At 73.2% G+C, this 19,378-nt stretch carries 18 protein-coding genes and 1 pseudogene; 7 read left to right on the forward strand and 12 right to left on the reverse strand.

Features of this window, described 5'->3' with window-relative positions; all coding sequences use genetic code 11:
• Positions 1-46: 46 nt before the first annotated feature.
• From QA634_RS35740 to QA634_RS04310, 5 genes and pseudogenes are all read right to left on the reverse strand, one after another.
• A pseudogene (locus QA634_RS35740) lies at positions 47-310 on the reverse strand (MotA/TolQ/ExbB proton channel family protein); the annotation flags it as partial.
• Positions 311-672: 362 nt separating this feature from the next.
• Positions 673-1,143 (reverse strand): hypothetical protein, encoded by a 471-nt coding sequence (locus tag QA634_RS04295; protein ID WP_043700806.1) that lies wholly within the window; start codon positions 1,141-1,143, stop codon positions 673-675.
• Between the two features lie 247 nt (positions 1,144-1,390).
• The gene (locus QA634_RS04300; RefSeq protein ID WP_012330828.1) at positions 1,391-2,476 is read right to left on the reverse strand and encodes a glucokinase; all 1,086 of its coding nucleotides are present in this window, start codon (positions 2,474-2,476) and stop codon (positions 1,391-1,393) included.
• A gap of 210 nt (positions 2,477-2,686) precedes the next feature.
• The gene (locus QA634_RS04305) at positions 2,687-3,043 is read right to left on the reverse strand and encodes a hypothetical protein (protein ID WP_012330829.1); all 357 of its coding nucleotides are present in this window, start codon (positions 3,041-3,043) and stop codon (positions 2,687-2,689) included.
• A gap of 22 nt (positions 3,044-3,065) precedes the next feature.
• Entirely contained in the window at positions 3,066-3,473 is a 408-nt protein-coding gene (locus tag QA634_RS04310) for a response regulator (RefSeq protein WP_012330830.1), read from the reverse strand.
• Positions 3,474-3,704: 231 nt separating this feature from the next.
• Here QA634_RS04310 and QA634_RS04315 point away from each other — a divergent pair, with 231 nt between their 5' ends.
• From QA634_RS04315 to QA634_RS04325, 3 genes are all read left to right on the forward strand, one after another.
• Positions 3,705-4,718: a WD40 repeat domain-containing protein gene (locus QA634_RS04315; protein WP_012330831.1), complete on the forward strand. Its 1,014-nt coding sequence runs from the start codon at positions 3,705-3,707 to the stop codon at positions 4,716-4,718.
• A gap of 4 nt (positions 4,719-4,722) precedes the next feature.
• Positions 4,723-4,983 carry a hypothetical protein gene (locus QA634_RS04320; RefSeq protein WP_012330832.1) on the forward strand — a complete coding sequence of 87 codons (261 nt, stop codon included), beginning with the start codon at positions 4,723-4,725 and terminating at the stop codon, positions 4,981-4,983.
• A gap of 298 nt (positions 4,984-5,281) precedes the next feature.
• A complete protein-coding gene (locus QA634_RS04325; RefSeq protein ID WP_012330833.1) occupies positions 5,282-6,508 on the forward strand; it encodes a hypothetical protein in 1,227 nt (408 codons plus the stop codon).
• An 18-nt stretch (positions 6,509-6,526) separates the two neighbouring features.
• Here the strand turns inward: QA634_RS04325 and QA634_RS04330 are convergent, their stop codons facing one another.
• The 3 genes from QA634_RS04330 to argB all read right to left on the reverse strand — a co-directional run bounded on the left by QA634_RS04330 (position 6,527) and on the right by argB (position 8,814).
• Positions 6,527-6,949: a metallopeptidase family protein gene (locus QA634_RS04330; RefSeq protein WP_012330834.1), complete on the reverse strand. Its 423-nt coding sequence runs from the start codon at positions 6,947-6,949 to the stop codon at positions 6,527-6,529.
• 126 nt (positions 6,950-7,075) lie between these two features.
• Complete coding sequence (locus tag QA634_RS04335; RefSeq protein ID WP_012330836.1) at positions 7,076-7,807, reverse strand: pyrimidine 5'-nucleotidase; 732 nt, start codon at positions 7,805-7,807, stop codon at positions 7,076-7,078.
• 92 nt (positions 7,808-7,899) lie between these two features.
• Positions 7,900-8,814: an acetylglutamate kinase gene (gene argB / locus QA634_RS04340; protein ID WP_012330837.1), complete on the reverse strand. Its 915-nt coding sequence runs from the start codon at positions 8,812-8,814 to the stop codon at positions 7,900-7,902.
• 94 nt (positions 8,815-8,908) lie between these two features.
• Between argB and QA634_RS04345 the strand changes: the two genes are divergently transcribed.
• Positions 8,909-9,223: a hypothetical protein gene (locus QA634_RS04345; RefSeq protein ID WP_150108569.1), complete on the forward strand. Its 315-nt coding sequence runs from the start codon at positions 8,909-8,911 to the stop codon at positions 9,221-9,223.
• A 296-nt stretch (positions 9,224-9,519) separates the two neighbouring features.
• On the opposite strand, the gene QA634_RS04350 is transcribed toward QA634_RS04345, so the two are convergent.
• Positions 9,520-10,404, reverse strand: a complete 885-nt coding sequence (locus QA634_RS04350) for a LysR family transcriptional regulator (RefSeq protein ID WP_168169131.1) — start codon at positions 10,402-10,404, stop codon at positions 9,520-9,522.
• 115 nt (positions 10,405-10,519) lie between these two features.
• Here QA634_RS04350 and QA634_RS04355 point away from each other — a divergent pair, with 115 nt between their 5' ends.
• Positions 10,520-11,770 (forward strand): MFS transporter, encoded by a 1,251-nt coding sequence (locus QA634_RS04355; protein ID WP_012330839.1) that lies wholly within the window; start codon positions 10,520-10,522, stop codon positions 11,768-11,770.
• A 337-nt stretch (positions 11,771-12,107) separates the two neighbouring features.
• Here the strand turns inward: QA634_RS04355 and QA634_RS04360 are convergent, their stop codons facing one another.
• From QA634_RS04360 to QA634_RS04370, 3 genes are all read right to left on the reverse strand, one after another.
• Entirely contained in the window at positions 12,108-13,238 is a 1,131-nt protein-coding gene (locus tag QA634_RS04360) for a M20/M25/M40 family metallo-hydrolase (RefSeq protein ID WP_012330840.1), read from the reverse strand.
• Positions 13,235-14,698: a M81 family metallopeptidase gene (locus tag QA634_RS04365; protein WP_012330841.1), complete on the reverse strand. Its 1,464-nt coding sequence runs from the start codon at positions 14,696-14,698 to the stop codon at positions 13,235-13,237. The genes QA634_RS04360 and QA634_RS04365 overlap by 4 nt, the downstream gene beginning before the upstream one ends.
• A gap of 84 nt (positions 14,699-14,782) precedes the next feature.
• Positions 14,783-16,336 carry a class I adenylate-forming enzyme family protein gene (locus tag QA634_RS04370; protein ID WP_012330842.1) on the reverse strand — a complete coding sequence of 518 codons (1,554 nt, stop codon included), beginning with the start codon at positions 16,334-16,336 and terminating at the stop codon, positions 14,783-14,785.
• A 264-nt stretch (positions 16,337-16,600) separates the two neighbouring features.
• Between QA634_RS04370 and QA634_RS04375 the strand changes: the two genes are divergently transcribed.
• Complete coding sequence (locus tag QA634_RS04375; protein WP_012330843.1) at positions 16,601-17,173, forward strand: hypothetical protein; 573 nt, start codon at positions 16,601-16,603, stop codon at positions 17,171-17,173.
• A gap of 392 nt (positions 17,174-17,565) precedes the next feature.
• Entirely contained in the window at positions 17,566-19,377 is a 1,812-nt protein-coding gene (locus QA634_RS04380) for an MBL fold metallo-hydrolase (protein ID WP_012330844.1), read from the forward strand.
• Position 19,378: the final 1 nt, after the last annotated feature.

The following is a 19,378-nucleotide window of genomic DNA, read 5'->3' on the forward strand; positions in this document are numbered from 1 at the left end:
TGCCCAGGGTGCCGATCGCCGCCGCGAAGGTGGATTGCAGCTTGGCGAGGTCGCCCGAGAGCTTGTTGTAGGCGACGACGGCGGGGATCGCGACCACGAGGCCGATCGCGGTGGCGAAGAGCGCCTCCGCGATGCCCGGCGCCACCACGGCGAGGCTGGTGTCCTGGCTCTTCGCGATCGACGCGAAGGAATTCATGATGCCCCAGACGGTGCCGAACAGCCCGACGAAGGGCGCGGCCGAGCCGGAGGTGGCGAGGAGCGGCAGGCCGACCTGCAGGCGCTTGAGGTCGAGGGCCAGCGCCGCCCGCATGGCGCGCTCGATGCGCTCGCGCCGCTCGGCCCGCGTCTCGGAGGGATCCTGGTCGCGCCACGCCTCCTGGGCCGCCGCGACGACCCGGGCGGCGATGCCGCGGCCCGCCTCGAGCGGCCCGCCGGTCGCCACCATGCGGGCGAAGGCCCGCGCCTGGCGGCGCGCCGCGGCCAGTCGGATCGCCTTCTCGACGATCACCGTCCAGCACGCCACCGAGGCCAGCACGAGGAGGATCATCACCCCCTTCACGATCGGGTCGGCCTGCAGGAACAGGCCGAGGAAGCTGAAATCGTGGGCGGCCGGTGCGGCGGCGGTCGGATCCATCGCGGATCTCCCTGGTGTGCGGGGCGGGCGGGGCGGGCTCAGCGCAGGAAGGGGGCGGCCCCCTTGGCGGAGGCGGGCTCGATGCGCTCCAGGCAGGTCTCGCGGGTCAGGTCGCCGCCCTCGCAGGCCACCACGTCGTTGAGCAGTAGGCGCCCGACCTGGGCGCAGGGCGCGGCGGCGATGTCGAACTGGCGCAGCACGGTCTTGCGGGCGGCGACCGGCCCGAGCTCCACCAGCACCCGCTTCTGCGCCACGCCGTCCGTGTCGAAGGCGTAGAGGTCGAGCTTGAGCGACCTGATCGGCGCGCCCTTGCCGTTGTCGACGAGGAGCGTCGCCCGGCAGGCCTCCCCGACCGTGTCGAGCTTGTTGAGCTCGATCCGCATCGGCGTCTCGGGCGCCTGCGCCAGGGCGGAGGCGAGCATCACCCCCGACAGGACGAGGCAGAACAGCAGATCGAGCGCGAGATGCCCGAGGCGGGCGCGGAACCACGGCAGACCCTGCGTCAACACGACAAACTCCCCCTGCGGCACGGTTGGCGGAGGCGCGATCGGACGCGCCCCGCGTCGCGCCCCGGAGGGCCGCAGGTCCGCCCGCCGGTCGCCCGCCGGCCGATGTGATGGTCCGCTCCCGTTCCGGTCAGCCGCCTCGTGCCGCGGCGGGCCGGCCGGGATGCACTATCCCGGATGACGCCGCGGGATCAAGCCTTGCCGGGAAACTCAGAGGAATTCCAGACTGTTATTCGGACCAAAGGCCGACTCAGCCGCGCGCCGCCGGGCCCTCCCGGTTGCTGAAGCGGGCATTGCCGAGGCCGGTCCCGATGGTGAGCACGCCCCAGCGGGCGAGGTCGCGCTGGAAGGGCACCTCGCTCAGGCCCTGCACGACGGCGTCGTTGTGCACGACCACCATGGTCGGATGGCCACCGACCGAGGGCAAGGCATCGCGCAGGGCGCGCGGCAGATTGAAGCGGCTGCTCTCCCAATTGCCGGGGAGGTTCTGGCCGCCGCGGCTGATGCGGCCGTCCGGCTCGATCACGCCCGGGCAGCCGACCCCGACGAAGGGCGCGAGCCTGAGGTCGGCCCGCGCGGCCCGGGCCACGAGGTCCTCCAGCATGGCGGCGATGCGGGCCACGGCGGCGTCGCGGGTGGGGGGTGGGTCCTCGTCGCGGTGGCGCCACAGCTCGGCCCGCCAGATCGCCGCGCGGGAGAGGTCGGGCGCCTTGCGCAGGTTCGTCGCCACGATGCCGGCCCGGATGTTGGTGCCGCCGATGTCGATGGCGAGCAGGCTGTCGTGGCCGGAGAAGATCCAGGCGGGGGCGAGGTGGGCGGCACCGATCAGTCCGCCCTCGTCGTGATGGTGGCGGATCGGCACCAGCGAGAGGTCGAGCCCGGCGGCGCGCAGGAGCACGCCCGCCCGCCCGATCACGAGGCGCCCGACGTAGGAATCGCTCAGGCCCCCGCCGACCACGATCCGCTCGGTGTCGCGCCAGCCTTTCTGGCGCAGGAAGCGGCGCACCACGGTGGCGAGCTCCTGGGAGAAATCCTCGACGGCGCCCTGGATCACCCCGGCGGCCTCGGGCGGGCCCTCGCGCAGGAGGCGGTCGAGCCGCTTCTTCGGCAGGTCCCGGCTCGGCGTGTCGCCGAGGGGATCCTCCCCGAGCTTGCGCAGGCGCTCGCGCCAATCCTCGATCAGGTCCCGGAAGGCCCCCTTGGTGACCCGGTCGCCGAGGAAGCCCTCCTCGTCCGGCTGGCGCAGTTCGATGTTGTAGCTGTCGACCGTCACCGCCGGGAGCGTGACGGCGGCGTGCGGGATGTCGGAGACGCTCGGGGCGGGGCTCGTCGCCATGCGGGGAGACCTTCGGGGTGCGGAGGCGCGGATCCCGAGACAACGGCGAGGAGGGGGTTACGGTTCAGCTTCGACCGGCGGTCGATGCGGGGCGCCGTTCGGGGCGGGGCGGGCCCGGCTCCGGATGCCAAGCGCCGCCGCGGCCGTCCCCGCACGGCCCGGGCAGGACGGCGTGCCGCCGCCGAACCGGTGCCCCCCGGCGCACGACGCTCAGCGCCGCGCCCCCTTCGGCGTGCGCGCCTCCTCGACCGCCTCGGCCTTCTCCTCGTCGGTGTCGCCGCCCCGGCCGATCGTCCTGCGCGGATCGGCCAGCAATTCCCCCAGGATCGCGCTCAGCCGCGCGCAATCGGGCCCGTACCCGTAGGCGTCGAGGACGATCGCGGCGTCGCGCAGGGTGCGCAGGTCCCGCACGGTCTGCAGGTTGGCGGCCTCGCGCAGGGCCGGGGTCTTGGCGATCTCCTCCTCCAGCCGCAGCGTCAGGGCCGGGCAGCCGGCCGGCGCCTCGGCCGCCCGGGACGGGCCGGCCGCGAGGAGGGCGACGGACAGGAGGATCGCGCGCATCATCATGTGGGGGGCTCCGAACGCCGCGTCAGGAATGCCCGAGGATCCGGTTGGCCAGCGCCACCACGTCGCTCGGGTAGTAGGGCTTGGGGACGAAGACCGAATCGGCGACGGCCTCGCCCTCGGCCAGGCGATGCCGCCCTCCCGACGTGTAGACAACCGGGAGATCCGGGCAGCGATGCCGCGCCGCGCGGGCGAGCGTCACCCCGTCGGTGTTGCGCGCGAGGTCGATGTCCGTGAACAGCATGTCCACGTGCTCGCGCTGCAGGATGCGGCCGGCCTCCTCGGCGTCGGCCGCGGTGAGCACGCGGTATCCCTCGTCCGCGAAGGCGGCCGCGGTCATCTCGCAGATCAGCGCCTCGTCCTCCACCACCAGGACCGTGTCCGGCAGCAGCAGGCCCGAGGGCGGGAGGGCGGCGAAGGCAGGCTGGATCATGACGCAACTCCGAACCCAGGCGGCGACGAACGCCTCGACCGTCGCCTTATCGAGAACGGCCGCGCTCGGCGGTCGTTCGGGGCCGATCCGGCGAATTGCGCGGGTTTGGTGAGCGAAGCATTAACCCTGCCAGCCCGGCGGTGAATCGCCGGGTCCCGCCCTCGCCCTTGCCAGCGGCGGACCCATGTGAGACGCGGTCTCCTCCTCCGCCTCCCGCAGGGTGTCATCCGCATGAGCGCCACCGCCGCCCCGTCCCTGACCCAGGCCGTCACCGGGATCGCGGCGGGCGCGCACGTGACCGCCGTGCACTGGCTCGGCCCCCGGGCCGCCTTCGCGCTCGGGGACGGGACCGTGATGCTCGCCGCCCCGGACGGGGACGCGGCCCGGGTCGCGGCCCATCCGGAGGCCGGCATCCTGGTGGCGGCGGGCGACGGGCGGCGCCTCGTCACCGGCGGCGACGACGGGCGCGTCGCCGCGACCGGGCCGGACGGGACCACCGAGACCCTCGCCAGCGCGAGGAACGGCGCCTGGATCGACGCGCTCGCCCTGCACCCGGACGGGGCCCTGGCCTTCGCGGCGGGCAGGCGGGTCGTCGCCCGCGACGCCAAGGGCCGCGAGCGGACGACCGAGGGACCCACGACCGTGCGCGGCCTCGCCTTCGCGCCGAAGGGCTACCGGCTCGCCCTCGCGCATTACAACGGCGCCACGCTCTGGTACCCGAACCTCGACGCCGCGCCGGAGGTGCTGGCCTGGAAGGGCTCGCATCTCGACGTGACGTGGTCGCCCGACGGCCGCTTCCTGGTGACGAGCATGCAGGAGAACGCCCTGCACGGCTGGCGCCTCCAGCCCGACCGCGGGCACATGCGCATGAGCGGCTACCCGGCCAAGGTGCGCTCGGTCTCCTGGTCGGCGGACGGGCACTGGCTGGCGACGAGCGGCGCCGAGGCCGCCATCGTGTGGCCCTTCGACAGCAAGGAGGGGCCGACCGGCAAGCAGCCGCGCGAGTGCGGGGTGCGCCCCGCCCGGGTCTCGCAGGTGGCCTTCCACCCGAAGGCGCCGGTGCTCGCCTGCGCGTACGAGGACGGCTGCCTGCTCCTGGTGCGCTTCACGGACGGGTCGGAGCTGCTGGTGCGCCCGGCCGTGAAGGGCAGCGCCGTGACGGCGCTCGCCTGGGACCGGACGGGCGAGCACCTCGCCTTCGGGGCCGCGGACGGGGCGGCCGGGATCCTCTCCCTGCCGCGCTGAAGCGATGGGCCTCCTCTCCGCCTTCCGCCGCCCGCGGCCGGATGCCGGCCGGCGCGAGCAGGTCGCCGCCTGGGCGCGCCGGCTCGGCGGCTTCGGGCCCGAGGTCGCGCTCACGGTGAGCGAGATCGTCTGCCCGGACCCCGCCTGCCCGGGAACCGAGACGGTGATCCTGATCATGGCGCCGGGCGCCCGGGCGCGGGCCGTGACATGCGCCAAGCCCGTCGAGGCCGTGACCGAGGCGGACGTGGCGGCGGCCCTGGGCTGAGACGGGATCCGCTTGATCGAAGCGGATCCCGGATCGCGAGCCTGCGCGGCGCCTGAGCGCGGCGCCTGAGCGCGGCGCCTGAGCGCAGCCGACATCCGCATGGCCGAAATCGGAGAGGGCGAAGCCATCGACCGGATGTCGGATGAGACGGGTCCGGCATCCCCGCGCCGGGACGCCCGCCCGGCCGTCGCGGCGGGCCGCCCGGCCCGGAGTGTTGCATCGCATCTACAGCGCTGTGGCGTCCGGCTCACTAACCAGGAACGGAACGCGCGCCCCGCGCGCCCGAAGGCCCCCGCCCATGCCCCGCGCGGCTCCCTCCTCGCCCGATCCCGCCGTCGACGCGGCGGCGCTGCTGCGCCGCATCGGCTTCATCGGCCTCGTGGTGGCGGTGCCGCTCGCCGCGCTGGTGTCGCGCCGCGCCATCGTCATCCTGGTGCCGATCGCCGTCGTCATCCTGTGCCTCGCCACCGCCCTCGACGGGGCGGGGCGGCCGGTCGGGGCGGGGCTGCGGCGCGTGCTGCGCACCCGGGCCATGGCGGCGGGGGCACTGCTGGCGGGCTGGACGGCCCTGTCGATCGTGTGGTCGCCCTTCCCCGGCACCGCCTCCGAGCGGCTCCTCAACGTGGCGATCACCGTGGGGCTGACGCTCGCGGGCTACCTCGCCCTGCCGGACCGGATGCGCGCCGCCAACGCCTACCTGCTGCCGGTCGGCGTCGGCGCGGCGGCCCTGGCCGCGGTGGCGCTGGGGCTGTTCAGCGGCGCGGCCCTGCGCTTCGGCCTGGAGGACGATTCGACCCTGGAGCGCGGCGCCATGCTGCTCGCGCTGCTGGTCTGGCCGGCCGTGGCGTGGCTGCGCTCGCGCCGCCGCGACGTCGAGGGCCTCGGCGTCGCGGTCGCGGTGGCGCTCGCCCTGGTGCTGGCGCCGAGCCCGATTCCCCTGCTGGCCCTGGCGGCGGGCGCGGTGGCCTTCGCGCTCGCGGCCTGGCGCCAGCAGCTCGGCGTGCGGATCGCGGCCGGCGTCGCGGCCGGCCTCGTGGCCCTCGGCCCCCTCGTGCCCTTCCTGCTGCGGCCGATCGTGGCGCCGCTGCTGGGGCCGCTCCACCCCCTGTCGCAGGCGCTGAAGACCTGGACCCGGGTGGTGACGAGCGAGCCGCTGCGCCTCCTCACCGGCCACGGCTTCGAGACGGCCCTGCGCGGGCGGATCGTCGGGATGCTGCCGCCGAGCGCCCCGACCTCGTTCCTGTTCGAGATCTGGTACGAGCTCGGCGTGGTCGGCGCCCTCGCGGCGGCCTTCGTGCTGTGGTCGGCGGTGCTGCAATCGGGCCGCGACCACCCGAGCCTCGCCCCGGGCGCGATGGCGACCGCCATGACCGCCTTCGCCTCGGCCTGCCTCGGTATGAGCGTCACGGTGGTGTGGTGGCTGACCAGCGTGGCGGTGGCGGTGCTGGCCTTCATCGCGATCGAGCGCGGCCAGTTCCGCACCAGCCGGCCCAAGGCGAGCGCGCTGCCGGGGATCAAGGGGTAGCGGGGCGCCGGCCGCGCCCTACTCCGCCTGCGCCTCGATCCGGGCCATGTCGTCGTCCGACAGCCCGACATGGTGGCCGATCTCGTGCACCAGCACGTGGGTGACGAGGTGGCCGAGCGTCTCGTCGTGCTCGGCCCAGTAATCCAGGAGCGGGCGGCGGTAGAGCCAGACCATGTTGGGGAACTGGCCCGTCGCGAGGCTCGCCGCGCCCCCGCCCTGGGCGAGCCCGGTGCCGCGGAACAGCCCGAGCAGGTCGAACTCGCTCTCGCAGCCCATCTCGTCGAGGGTGTCCTCGTCGGGAAAATCCTCGACGCGGATCACCACCCCCTCGCAGAGCCGGCGGAAGCTCTCGGGCAGCCGCGCGAAGGCCGCCTCGGCCAGGGCCTCGAAGGCCGCGAGGTCGGGGGCGCGGGCGGCGCTCCAGTCGGGTCCGTCGCTCATCCCCACAGCCTCAGTTGCACGCCGAGCCACCACGCCATCGCCACGAGGGCGACGAGGCCGAGGCCGCGGCCGATGCGCCGGCCCCAGACCTCGATCGGGTCCGTCTCGGGATTCATCGGCGGGCGCTCACCGGGGCAGCGCCGGGGCGACCCGCTCGCTCAGGAAGCCCGCGAGGTCGTTGGTGATGTGGTCGATGTGCGGGGCCCGCACCGCCTCCTGCTCGGACGCGTCCCGGAACGGATCGACCGTGCGCGGCACCACCAGCACCGTCGCCATGCCGAGGTCGTGGGGCACGACGAGGTTCTTGGCGATGTCCTCGAACAGGGCCGCGCGGGTCGGATCGACCGCGTGCCGGTCGAGGAAGGTCTCGTAGGCCCGCCGCTCGGGCTTGGGCACGAAGTCGGAGGCCGCGATGTCGAACACGTCCTCGAAATGGTCGAGGATGCCGAGCTTGCGCGCCACGTTCTCGGCGTGCCGGCGCGAGCCGTTGGTGAGGATGAGCTTGCGGCCCGGCAGGGCCTCGATCGCCCGGCCGAGGGCCGGGTTGAGGGCGATGCCCGAATGGTCGATGTCGTGGGCGAAGTCGAGGAAGTCGTAGGGATCGACCGCCTCCTCCTGCATCAGCGCCCGCAGGGTCGTCCCGTAGCGGTGGTAGAAGTGCTTCTGCAGGGCGCGCGCCGAGAGCCCGTCGAGCCCGAACAGATCCATCACGTAGAGGGTGATGCGCTCGTCGACCTGGGGCCAGACGCGGGCCTCGTGCGGGTAGAGCGTGTTGTCGAGGTCGAAGACCCAGGTCTCGACACCGGAAAAGCCGCGGGCGTCCGGGGCGGTGAGGTGGCTCTCGCTCGGAAGGAACACGGAAGCTCGGCCCATTCGACGCGAAGGGGGCCCCGCGGCCCCCGGGCGTCCAAGATAAGCATCTGGCTCCGGAAAGGAAGCGCCGATCGCCGTCAGGGTGCGCTGCGGCGGATCAGCGTGCCGGCGCCGTAATCGGTGAACAGCTCCAGCAGCACCGCGTGCGGGACCTTGCCGTCGAGGATGACCACCGCCTCGACGCCCTGCTCGATGGCGTAGATGCAGGTCTCGATCTTCGGGATCATGCCGCCCGTGATGGTCCCGTCGGCGACGAGCCGGCGGCAATCCTCGACCGAGAGTTCCGGGATCAGCTTCTTGTTCTTGTCGAGCACGCCCGGCACGTCGGTGAGGAGGAGGAGGCGCTTGGCCCGCAGGGCCCCCGCGATGGCGCCCGCGAAGGTGTCGGCGTTGACGTTGTAGGTCTGGCCGTCGCTGCCGACCGCCACCGGGGCGAGCACCGGGATCAGCTCGGCCTTCAGCACCGCGTCGAGCACCGCGCGGTTGACCCGCTCCGGCTCGCCGACGAGGCCGAGATCGACCTCCCGCTCCAGGTTGGAATCGGGATCGACGACGGTGCGGGTGGCGCGCCGCGCCTGCACCATGTTGCCGTCCTTGCCGCACAGGCCGATGGCCTTGCCACCCTCGGCCGAGATCCAGCCGACGATCTGCTTGTTGATCGAGCCGGCGAGCACCATCTCGACCACCTCGACGGTGGCCGCATCGGTGACGCGCAGGCCCTCGCGGAACTCCGACTTGATGCCGAGCCGGTCGAGCATGCGGCCGATCTGCGGCCCGCCGCCGTGCACGATCACGGGCTTGAGGCCCGACTGCTCCAGCAGGACCACGTCCTCGGCGAAATCCTCCGCCGCCGCCCGGTCGCCCATGGCGTGGCCGCCGTACTTGATGACGACGATCTCCTCGTCGTAGCGCTGCATGTGGGGCAGCGCCTGCACCAGCACCTCGGCGCGCACGTGCACGTTGGGCAGCGCGTCCGTCTCGGATTGGCTCATCGTGACGAGGTCCTCTCGATCGGGCCCGGTCGCCCGCGGCGGCGGGTTCTAGCGCAGGATCCCGGCCGCCGGAAGGCGCGGCCGGAGGCCGGCCTTGGAGACGATGCTCGTGCGTCGCCGCGGTGTCGGGCACCAGGTGCACGTCGAGGTCGGCCGGCACCGCCGCCTCGATCTCGTCCGGGCAGCGGCGGAACGCGCCGGCGCGGTGACGCGGCCCGTTCACCGTCCCGGCCTTCACGTCGAGCGCGGCGAACAGGCTGGCGGTGCGGTGCCGGGCGTCGTCGTGGCTGCGCCGCTCGGCCGGCTGGCGCGGGGTGACCGGCGCGGCGACGGCGCCGGGCGGGACCTTCCACGCCCGACGCTCCCCCCTCGGGTTCGGCACCGCGCTGGTCGGTTCTCGGTCCCGTGATCGGTCCTCGGGCAAGCGTGATCCTCGTCGACCATCACGTCCAACGGCCAGCGCAGGTGGCTCTCGATCTCCCCGTGCGCCCGAACAGGCTCCGCAAAGCGCGCCGGCGCCAGCGCGCCTGACCCGCTCGCCGCCGCACCGCCGTCTGCGACGCCGCGGCATCGGCCGGCCGCCGGAGGCGGAGGGGGACGAGCCGGAGCGTCCTCGCTTCAAGGCCTCTCCGCTCCGCCGCATCCGCATCGACATCGCCGCGGCGCACGGCCGGCTGTCCCCGTTCGCGGCGGCCGGAGAATTCCTCACACGCGTTCGCCCGCGAGACGGTTCGACACCATCTCGACAAACAGCTGCGTCCGCGCGGGCGTCTCCAAGCTCCCCGGCCACACAGCGCTGACGCGTATGGGAGGAGGCTCACACTGGGGAAGCACGAGTTCGAGGCGACCCTCGTCGAGGTCCTGTCTGACTTGCCAGAGCGGCGCGAGGCCGATCCCGGCTCCGAGGATCGTGGCCGCGTTGGCTCCGGCCGCGTCGCTGCACCGGAAGGCACCCTTCACCTGTGTTCGCACCACGACACCGTCGACCGACAAGGGCCACGCGTCGCCCTCCGGCCCGAAGGTGCGGACCACGCAGAGATGCGATGCAAGATCGTCGGGATCACGCGGCACACCATGGCGAGCAAGATAGGATGGCGCGGCGACCAGGACGCGGCGCAGCTCCGCGATCTTCTTCGACCGCAGGCTGATGGCGCCGAGATCTCCTATGCGAATCGCAACATCGAGCCGATGTTCGATGAGATCAACGACAGCATCATTCAATACCAAGTCTATACTTACTTCAGGAAACCTATTCATGAATGCCGTTGCGCATGGAACCACAAATTTCGGCGCAAATAGTACAGATGCGCCGATCCTAAATAGACCGTTTATTTTGGTTTTTTCGCTCTTCACCTGCAGGCGCGCATCTCCTATTTCTTTCAACGCTGTTCTCAGTCGCTCGTACAATATCATTCCCGCGGGGGTCGGCTGCAACCGCCGGGTCGTACGCCGGATGAGTTCGGTTCCCAGATCGGTCTCGAGTGCGGTCAGCGCACGGCTGACGGACTGCAGGGACCGGTTCAGCCTCTTGGCAGCGGCGCTCAGGCTTCCTCGCTCGATGATCGCGACGAGGGCCTCGTACTGCTCCAAGCTCGCCATATCGTTTCGCCCACAGGAAGAGACATTCTCGATCAACGCCGATTATCACGGCTGCCCCAATGGTGCAGGACGGCGTGAGGTCAACGCAGTGAACACAAGGGCCGCCATGCACACCCACGCCCGAATGACCAGCGCGCCACCGCCCATCAGCCGATCGAACACAATGTCCGCCGGACTAACTGTCCTGTTCGCATGCGCCGTTGGCGTCGTCGTACTGAGCCTGTATGCGTCGCAGCCCCTGATCGGCTTGATCGGATCGTCATTTTCGTTAAGCACATCCGAAGCCAGTCTTGTATCGACACTTACTCTGCTCGGCTACGCGAGCGGCCTGTTCCTGCTCGTCCCACTGACGGATCTCGTCGAGAACCGGACGGTGATCGTTGTGACTTTGCTGGTTGACGTTGCTGCCCTGGCGGCGATCGCGCTTGCCCCGACGCCATTTCTCTTCCTACTGGCGTCGTACGTCGCCGGTGTGACCACCAGCGCGATTCAAATGCTCGTACCGGTGGCGGCTCAACTCTCTCCTGAAGCACATCGCGGTCGCGTCGTCGGCAACGTGATGAGCGGCCTCATGCTCGGCATCCTTCTTTCGCGGCCAGCCGCGAGTTGGGTTGCGGAGTTCGTCGGTTGGCGCTGGTTCTACGGTGGGCTCTCCTTGATCATCGCAGCCCTGAGCATGATCCTGGCCACCGTCTTACCGGTCCGCAAGCCCGCGACCGGCACGAATTATTCGGCGCTCATCGGATCGATGCTGACGATCCTGCGGGAGGAGCCCGTCCTTCGGCGCCGGGCCAGTTACCAGGCCCTGTGCATGGGCGCATTCGGCGTGTTCTGGACGTCGGTCGCCTTGCGCCTTTCCGATCAGCCATTCTCCCTCGGTCAGACCGGAATCGGCCTTTTCGCCCTGGCCGGAGCCGCCGGGGCGGTCGTCGCCCCGATCGCCGGGCGAGCGGGCGACCGGGGCTGGACGCGCAGCGCAACGCGACTCGCCCACCTCGCGGTCATCGCCGCGATGATCCTCGCCGGCATCGGCGGCGACGTCCTGGTCGGCACGCCTTTCGCCCCGAGCTGGGCTCCTCTCGCGATCCTGGTCGCCAGCGCCGTCCTGCTCGATCTGGGGGTGATCGGCGATCAGACGCTGGGACGGCGCGCAATCAACCTGTTGCGCCCCGAAGCAAGAGGCCGCGTGAACGGGCTGTTCACAGGCCTGTTCTTCCTCGGCGCCGCGGCCGGGTCGGCCTTATCCGGACTGGCATGGGTCAGCTTCGGCTGGTTGGGTGTCTGCTCAGTCGGACTCGCGTTCGGATGCGTCACCCTCGTGCTTTCATCGTCTCAGCCGCAGGCAGCGGCGCGCTGACCGATCCAACGAATCGCGGCGGCCCTCGTCGGCGGCGAGCGCGGCGAAGGCTTTCGGGACAGCCTGTCACGTCGAGACATGAGCCGCGCAGTCTCGCCGGATCGAGGCGCGGCGTTCCCTACCTGTCGCGCGCGGAGCTTCGGATCGAGGCCGCGCCCCGCTATCAGCCAACCTTCTTGAATGCCGAACAGATAACACGCCTCCGTCTCAAGGCCGGGACCGGAACATTGGATTTCATGACCGATCTCTGGCCGCTCATCGCCAAGGAGGTGGGTTGGGTCTACCATCGTGGCTCGAGGGGCGGCTGCGCGACGGGACGATGGCGGGCGCCCCCGGCTCAGCGCAGCATCGCGAGCAGCCCCGCGAAGAGCCGCGCCCGGCTCACCAGGCTCGCCTCGTCGATCTGCTCCTCGAGGGTGTGGTAGCCGCGCCCGATCGCCCCGAGCCCGTCGAGGGTCGGGATGCCCATCGCCCCGGTGAAGTTGCCGTCCGAGCCGCCCCCGGCGCTGCGATGCGGCAGGGCCAGCCCCTCGGCCGCCGCGAGGGCGCGGGCGGTCTCGTAGAGGGCGAGGGTCTCGGCGTCCGGCTCCCAGACCGGGCGGGTGACCCCGCGCGTCACCGTGAAGGCGACGTCGTCCTCCGTGCCCGAGAGGGCGAGCATGCGCGCCACGCCCCGGTCGAGGTCGGCCTGGCGCTTGGCCATGCTGAGCGCCTCGCCCCGGCACCGCGTCGGCACGCAGTTCACCCACTGGCCACCCTGCACGATGCCGACGCTGAAGGTGCAATCCTCCCCCGACATCGCCTCGATCGCCAGGATCTTGCGGGCGAAGGCGCGCACCGCCGAGCGCCCCTCGCCGAGCCGCGCCCCGGCATGGCTCGGCCGGCCCGTGGCCTCCAGGACGAAGCGCGCGATCGCGTAGCGGCCCGTCACCACGCCGTTGTCCTCGTGGCCCGGTTCCGGCACCAGGACGTAGCGGTGGCGCGAGGCCTCCGCCTCGATCAGGTCGCGGGTCGAGGGACTGCCGATCTCCTCGTCGCCGGTGAGCAGCACCGTGACCGGCAGCGGCGTCGCGATCCCGGCCCGCCCGAGCGCCCGGATCGCCTCCAGGGCGAGGAGGTTGCCGCCCTTCATGTCGAGGATGCCGGGGCCGTGGACGCGCCCGCCCTCGCGGCGCCAGGGCAGGACCTCCAGCGTGCCCACGGGATGCACCGTGTCCATGTGGCCGAGCACCAGGATGCCGGGCGTCTCGGGCCGCGGGTGGGGGAAGCGGGCGCGCACGCAGTCGCCGAGGCCCATCCGGCCGGGCACGACCTCGATGCGCGCCCCCGCCACCGCGAGGTCGCGGGCGGCGAGCGCCATCATGCGGTTGACGGCCGGCGTGGCGAAGGTCGGGCTCTCGCATTCCACCCAGGGGCGGAGCGTCGCCAGCATCGCGTCGAGGTCGAGGGGCAGCCCGGAGGGAATCATGCGGCACCGAAGGGGTTGGGGTCGCGGGGCCACCAGGGCCCGGCCTTCTTGGTGAGGGGCAGGGCGGCGAAGTCCGGCGGCACCGCGCCCGGGGCCGCCACGTAGAGCACCGCGCTCGCGAGGCCCGCGAAGGCGGCGTGGAAGTGCTGCATCGACTTCACGACGACGAGGCGCTTGTCGTGCAGGGTGAGGCCGAGGCCCGTGAAGGCGTCCGGGTCGAAGGGCTGCTGGCGCTGGCTCGTCAGCACGAGGTGGATCCCGTCCGCCTCGACCCAGGCGCTCGGGCCGAGCAGCGCCCGCCCGCCGCTCAGGCCCGCCTGGCTGTGGTCGTCCGCCAGGCCGCGCACCGTGACGGCGAGGTCGACGGGGTCGCCGGAGGTCACGCCGCACTTGCCGCCGACCCGCAGGGTGAAGCGCGCGCCGATTCCGGCCTCCCGGCAGATGCCGACCGCCCCCGGATCCCAGTAGAGGCCGCTCGCCGCGTCCCGGACGCCGCGCGCGACGAGGCGGCGCAGGATCGCCGTGTTGTCGGAGGGGGCGCCCGCCCCGGCATTGTCGGCGACGTCGGCGAGCACCATCGGGCGGGGATCGTCGCAGGCGAGCGCCCGGTCGATCGCCGCGTCGATGGTGACGTAGGGGGTCGCGGCCTCCTCGCGCATGGCCCAGACCTCGGCGGCGAGGCTGCGCGCGAGCGCCGCCGCCGCGGCCTCGTCGCCGTCGGCCACGACCAGCATCTTGGCGCCGACATCGGCGACGTCCGCCCAGGGGAAGCCGTGGCCGAAGGAGACCGACAGGATCCCGTCGCGGCCCTCCGCGGCGCTCATGCGGTCGACGAAGCGGCGCACGGGCGGGTCGGAGGTGCGCCAGAGGCTCACCATCCGGCAATCCGCGTAGGCCATCACCGGCCGGATCCGCCCCTCGGCGGCGGCGATCACCAGCGGGTAGAGGTCGCGGGCGCGCGCGACGATGTCGGTGTGGGGGTACTCCTTGTAGATGACCATGACGTCGGCGGCCTGCCGCATCGTCTCGGTGAGGTGGCAGTGCAGGTCGAGCTCGACGCCGACCGGCACGCCCGGCCCGACGATGCCGCGCACCCGGGCGAGGGTGTCGCCCTCGCAATCGTCGTAGCCCTCGGCCACCATGGCGCCGTGCATGAAGAGCAGCACGGCGTCGACCGGCCCGGCGGCCTCGAGGTCGGCCAGGAGCGCGTCGCGCAGGTCCTCGTAGACGGCCCGCAGGGTGATCCCGCCGGGCTGGGCGAAGGTCGAGAGGCTCTCGACCACCTCGTGCCCGTCCGCCTCGGCGAGGCGGCGCCACGCGATCAGCCCGATATTGCTCAGGCGCGGCGGGTTGCGGCTGCCATCGCGACGGGCGTAGTCCGCCAGGAAGGCGGGCCGCCCGGTCGGCAGCGGCGCGAAGGTGTTGGTCTCGGTCGCCAGGGAGGCGATGAACAGCTTCATGCGGGGGGATCCTCCCGTGGCGGCCGGCGTGACGGTGTGGCCCGGGCCGCCCGCCGCGCGCAAGGGGCGCACCGGGCCGGGCCCTCAGGCCCCCGCCGCCTCGGCGAGCCGCTTCCTCTGCACCTTGCCGTTCGGCGTGCGCGGCAGCGCCTCCAGGAACACGATCTCGCGCGGGCACTTGTAGGCCGCGAGGCGCGCGCGGCACCACGCGAGCAGATCCTCCGCCTCCGGCGCGGCCCCGGGCCTCGGCACCACGTAGGCGGCGACGACCCGCACGTCCGCCCGCACGGCCCGCTCGGCGACCGCCACCTCCTGCACCTCCGGGTGGCCGATCAGCGCCGCCTCGACCTCGTTCGGCGAGACCCGGTAGCCGAAGGCGTTCATCAGGTCGTCGTGGCGGCCCTCGAACCAGACGTAGCCGTCCGCGTCGAGCCGGGCGAGGTCGCCGCCCGCGAACCACTCGCCCCGGATCACCGCCGCCTCCTCGTCGGGGCGGTTCCAGTAGCCGAGCATCAGCCCGGGATCGGAGCGGTGCACGGCGAGGAGCCCGGTCTCGCCCGCCGGCAGCGGCACGGGCTCGCCCTCGGGCGGGAGGATGGCGACGCGCCGCCCGGGCTGGGGCCGGCCCGGCGAGCCCGGCCGCACCGGCACGGTCGGGCCGGTCGAGACGTAGGTCGAGACCTCGCTCATGCCGAGCGCCTCGTAGAGGGGCTTGCCGGTCGCCGCCGTCCAGGCGGCGAGGAGCTCGGGGGAGAGCGCCTCGCCCGCCGTGATGCCGTGGCGCAGGCGCGACAGGTCGTGGGCGGACAAATCGGCGTATTTCAGGATCTGCCGGTAGAGGCTCGGCACCGCGGCGAACAGGGTGGCGCGCGTGCGGGCGATCAGGGCGGGCCACAGGGCCGGGTCGCGCGGGCCGGTGTAGAGCACCGCCGTCGCCCCGCGCGCCCAGGGATCCTGGATCCCGACGCCCAGCGTGTAGGTCCAGTTCATGGTGCCGGCATGCAGCACGACGTCGTCCCCGGTGAGCCCGAGCCAGTGGTCGTGCATCGGGCGCCGGCCCCAGACGGCGCGGTGGGCGTGCAGCACGCCCTTCGGCCGGCGCGTCGTGCCCGAGGTGTAGACGAGGGAGGCCGGGTCCTCGGCCGCGGTGTCGGCGTAGGCGGCGAGCGGCGTCCCGGCCCGCAGGCGCGCCACGTCGGCGGGCCGCAGCAGCGCGCGGCCGCGCAGGGAGGCGGGATCGAGGGGGCAATCCTCCGCCGCCACCACCGCGGCGGCTCCCGAATCCTCCAGCAGGAAGGCCGCCTCGGCGGGGGTGAGCTGGGGCGAGGAGGGCTGCGCCACCAGCCCGGCGGCCAGCGCCGCGAAGTACACGATCGCGTAATCGGCGTCGTTGCCCATGCGGATCATCACCCGGCTGCCCGGCGCGAGGCCGAGGGCGAGCAGGCCCGCCGCGACGGCGCGCACCGCCCGGTCGATCTCACCGTAGCTCAGCACCTGCGCGGCCCCGCCCTCCCCCGCGAGGATCAGGGCGGGCTTGTCGGGATGACGGCGCGCCTGCGCCTCCAGGCAGTGGCGCGCGGCGTTGAAGCGGGTCGGGGGCGGGTCGGAGGACGGGCTGGATGCGGACGGGGCGAGCACGGCGATCTCCGGGCCGGGGCGGATCCGCCGTCTTACGCATCCGCACGGCGGCCGTCATCCATCCGACAAACCGCCCCGCTTGCGCCCGCAGGGCTCCTTTTCGTCAGAAATCGTCCCCCGGCTCGTCCATTCTTTCGCCTCCCCTACGTCAGTCGCGCGGCACCAGATCGGCGCCATGACGGCGATCAGATCCGGCACATCACTTCACGATGATTTTACTTCCTCGGTAGAAATCTGCCCGCATCCCGCATCAGGGGCAGGGTCATGGCGGTGTTCGCAAGTCTCCGGGCTCGTCTTCCGGCCATGACGGTCGGCCTCGCGCTCCTCAGCGCCGGCGTCATGGGGAGCCTGAGCTGGTACGCGGCCCGGGCGGGGCTGGTGGACTCCGCCCAGGAGCGCCTCGCCTTCGCGGCGACGGCCCGCAAGACCGGGATCGAGCTGGCGGCGGCGCGCCTCGTCGACGAGGTGCAGGCCCTGGCGAGCCTGCCGCAGGTCGCCGCGAACCTGCCGGACCTGATCGAGACCCTGGACCCCGGCAAGCCCGACTTCGACGCGGTGGTGAGGGCCTTCACCGCCCCCGCGACGGTCGAGGAGCGCCTCGCCCTCGACGGCGCCGGCACCGGGATGATGTACGGGCGCCGCCACGCCAAGGTGCAGGAGGCCGCCCGCCGCGTCGCGGCGCGCCCGGGCATCGCCGACGTGCTCTTCGTCGAGGAGGGCGGGCGGGTCGTCTACACGGCCGCCAAGGGCGCGGATTTCGCCAAGACGGTCTCCGACCCGTCCCTCGCCGGCACGGCGCTCGCGGGCCTCGTCGCGCGGCCGAGGGCGACCGGATGATGGCCGACACCATGCGCCGCTGGGGCCGGTCCGGGGCGGCGGCGGGCGCCCGAACCCCTCCGGCAACCCGTCCAACGACGGCTACGATTACGGCAGGGGACAATCCGCCCCGACACTCTACAGCCCCCACCACAATGACAGCCCCTATTGAGGAAGTAAGCCCGCCGGCCTGCTCCCGCCCGGTGCGGGCGGAAGACCTGTCCCGGCCGGGGCCTGGGCCCGCCGCGCGGGCCCGCAGCCGGCCGGCGGGGCGCCGGGACTTGTCGGATTGCCGCCATTCCGCCGCTCCGCCGCGGCCCGGGCGAGAACAGCGCTTGAAGCGCGGCCGGTTCTCGCCAAAAGTTCCCTCCTCCGCTCGGATGCGCGAATGGCCGGCTGCGGGAGGGGGGGCCATGCAGGTTCGGTTCTTCGGGACACGGGGCTCCCTGCCGATCCCAGGTCCGCGCACGATCCGCTACGGCGGCAACACCTCCTGCGTGGCGGTGCGCACGGCGCGCGGCACGCTCGTGATCCTCGACATGGGCACGGGCGCCTACGCCCTCGGCCAGGAACTCGCCGCGGCGGGCCGGCCCCTGCGCGGCCACGTCCTCATCACCCACACGCACTGGGACCACATCCAGGGCGTGCCGTTCTTCGCGCCCTTCTTCGCGCCGGGCAACGAGTGGGACATCTACGCGCCGCGCGGCCTCGGGGCCTCCCTGCGCGAGACCCTCTCGGGACAGATGCAGTACAGCTACTTCCCGGTCTCCCTGGAGCAGCTCGGCGCCACCATCCGCTACCACGAACTCGTCGAGGGCGAATTGTCCCTCGGCGAGGGCGACGACGTCGCGGTCGAGACCCACTACCTCAACCACCCGGCCCTGACGCTCGGCTACCGCCTCACCGCCGACGGGGCGACGCTGGTCTACGCCCTCGACCACGAGCCCTTCTGCACCGCCGCCGCGGACGGCACCGCCCCGCCCGAGGGGCTCGACCGCCGCCACGCCGAGTTCCTGCGCGGGGCCGACCTCGTGATCCACGACGCGCAATACACCGCCGCCGAGTACCAGGCGAAGCTCGGCTGGGGCCACAGCACCGTCGAGTACGCCCGCCGCGTCGCCCGGGAGGCGGGGGCGGCGCGGCTCGCCCTGATGCACCACGACCCCCAGCGCGACGACGACAGCCTGGACGCCCTGGTGGCGCGGTACCGCGTCGAGGATCTCGACCTCTTCGCCGCCGCCGAGGGGCAGGCGATCGACCTCGCGGCGGCCCGGCAATCCGCGCCGGCGGCGGCCCGCGCCCGCTCGGCGCGCGAGGCGGTGGGCTCGGCGCTCGCGGCGCAGTCGGTGGTGATCGCCGCCGCCGACCCGGGCGAGGCCGAGCGCCTCGCCGCCCTCCTGCGCGGCGACGGCGTCGCCGTGCACGAGACGGCGCTCACCGCCGAGGCCGTGGCGCGGGCCGTCCGCCAGCACCGGCCGGCCCTGGCGGTGATCGAGAACGGGGCCGAGCCGGCCGAGCGCCTCGCCGCGCTCTGCGCGGCCGTGCGGGCCCTCGGCCCGGCCGGGCAGGACCTGCCGATCGTGCTGGTGAGCCGGTCGGGCGACCGGCGCGGCGACGAGGCGATCGGCATCAGCGACCGGCTCGTCACGCCCTTCACCCCGAGCTACGCCCGCACCCGCCTGCGGGCCTGGCTGATGCGCACCGCCTGCCGCTGGGCGCGCGCCGCCAAGCCGCCGCGGGAGGCCGAGCGGCTCGCCGCCCTGCACGGCCTCGGCCTCCTCGACACGCCGCCCGAGGAGCGGTTCGACCGGCTGGTGACCCTGGCCGCCCAGAGCCTCGCGACGCCCTTCGCGGCCCTCAGCCTCGTCGACCGGGACCGGCAATGGTTCAAGGCGAAGGCCGGCTTCCCCTTTCGCGAGACGCCCCGCGACGCCTCGCTCTGCGCCCACGCGGTGGCGGCCTCGGACGGGAGCGGCGCCCGCCTGCCCCTCGTGGTCCCCGACACGCTCCTGGACAGCCGCTTCGCCGACAACCCGGCGGTGGTCGGCCCGCCCTACCTGCGCTTCTACGCCGGGCAGCCGCTGATCCTGGCCCAGGGCCACTGCATCGGCACGCTCTGCGTCGCCGACACGCGGCCGCGCTTCCTCGACGCGGACGGGGAGACGCTCCTGCGCTGGCTCGCCGATCTCGCGCTTCGCGAGATCGAGCGGTCCCCGCCGGTCTGAC

This window comes from Methylobacterium sp. CB376, from assembly GCF_029714205.1.
Lineage (GTDB): Bacteria > Pseudomonadota > Alphaproteobacteria > Rhizobiales > Beijerinckiaceae > Methylobacterium.

Bases quoted from the DNA above. Each gene is read 5' to 3' on its own strand.
- QA634_RS04300 (WP_012330828.1), bottom strand. From the start codon at position 2,476: ATGGCGACGAGCCCCGCCCCGAGCGTCTCCGACATCCCGCACGCCGCC.
- QA634_RS04305 (WP_012330829.1), bottom strand. From the start codon at position 3,043: ATGATGATGCGCGCGATCCTCCTGTCCGTCGCCCTCCTCGCGGCCGGC.
- QA634_RS04310 (WP_012330830.1), bottom strand. From the start codon at position 3,473: ATGATCCAGCCTGCCTTCGCCGCCCTCCCGCCCTCGGGCCTGCTGCTG.
- QA634_RS04315 (WP_012330831.1), top strand. From the start codon at position 3,705: ATGAGCGCCACCGCCGCCCCGTCCCTGACCCAGGCCGTCACCGGGATC.
- QA634_RS04320 (WP_012330832.1), top strand. From the start codon at position 4,723: ATGGGCCTCCTCTCCGCCTTCCGCCGCCCGCGGCCGGATGCCGGCCGG.
- QA634_RS04325 (WP_012330833.1), top strand. From the start codon at position 5,282: ATGCCCCGCGCGGCTCCCTCCTCGCCCGATCCCGCCGTCGACGCGGCG.
- QA634_RS04330 (WP_012330834.1), bottom strand. From the start codon at position 6,949: ATGAGCGACGGACCCGACTGGAGCGCCGCCCGCGCCCCCGACCTCGCG.
- argB (WP_012330837.1), bottom strand. From the start codon at position 8,814: ATGAGCCAATCCGAGACGGACGCGCTGCCCAACGTGCACGTGCGCGCC.
- QA634_RS04355 (WP_012330839.1), top strand. From the start codon at position 10,520: ATGCACACCCACGCCCGAATGACCAGCGCGCCACCGCCCATCAGCCGA.
- QA634_RS04360 (WP_012330840.1), bottom strand. From the start codon at position 13,238: ATGATTCCCTCCGGGCTGCCCCTCGACCTCGACGCGATGCTGGCGACG.
- QA634_RS04365 (WP_012330841.1), bottom strand. From the start codon at position 14,698: ATGAAGCTGTTCATCGCCTCCCTGGCGACCGAGACCAACACCTTCGCG.
- QA634_RS04375 (WP_012330843.1), top strand. From the start codon at position 16,601: ATGGCGGTGTTCGCAAGTCTCCGGGCTCGTCTTCCGGCCATGACGGTC.
- QA634_RS04380 (WP_012330844.1), top strand. From the start codon at position 17,566: ATGCAGGTTCGGTTCTTCGGGACACGGGGCTCCCTGCCGATCCCAGGT.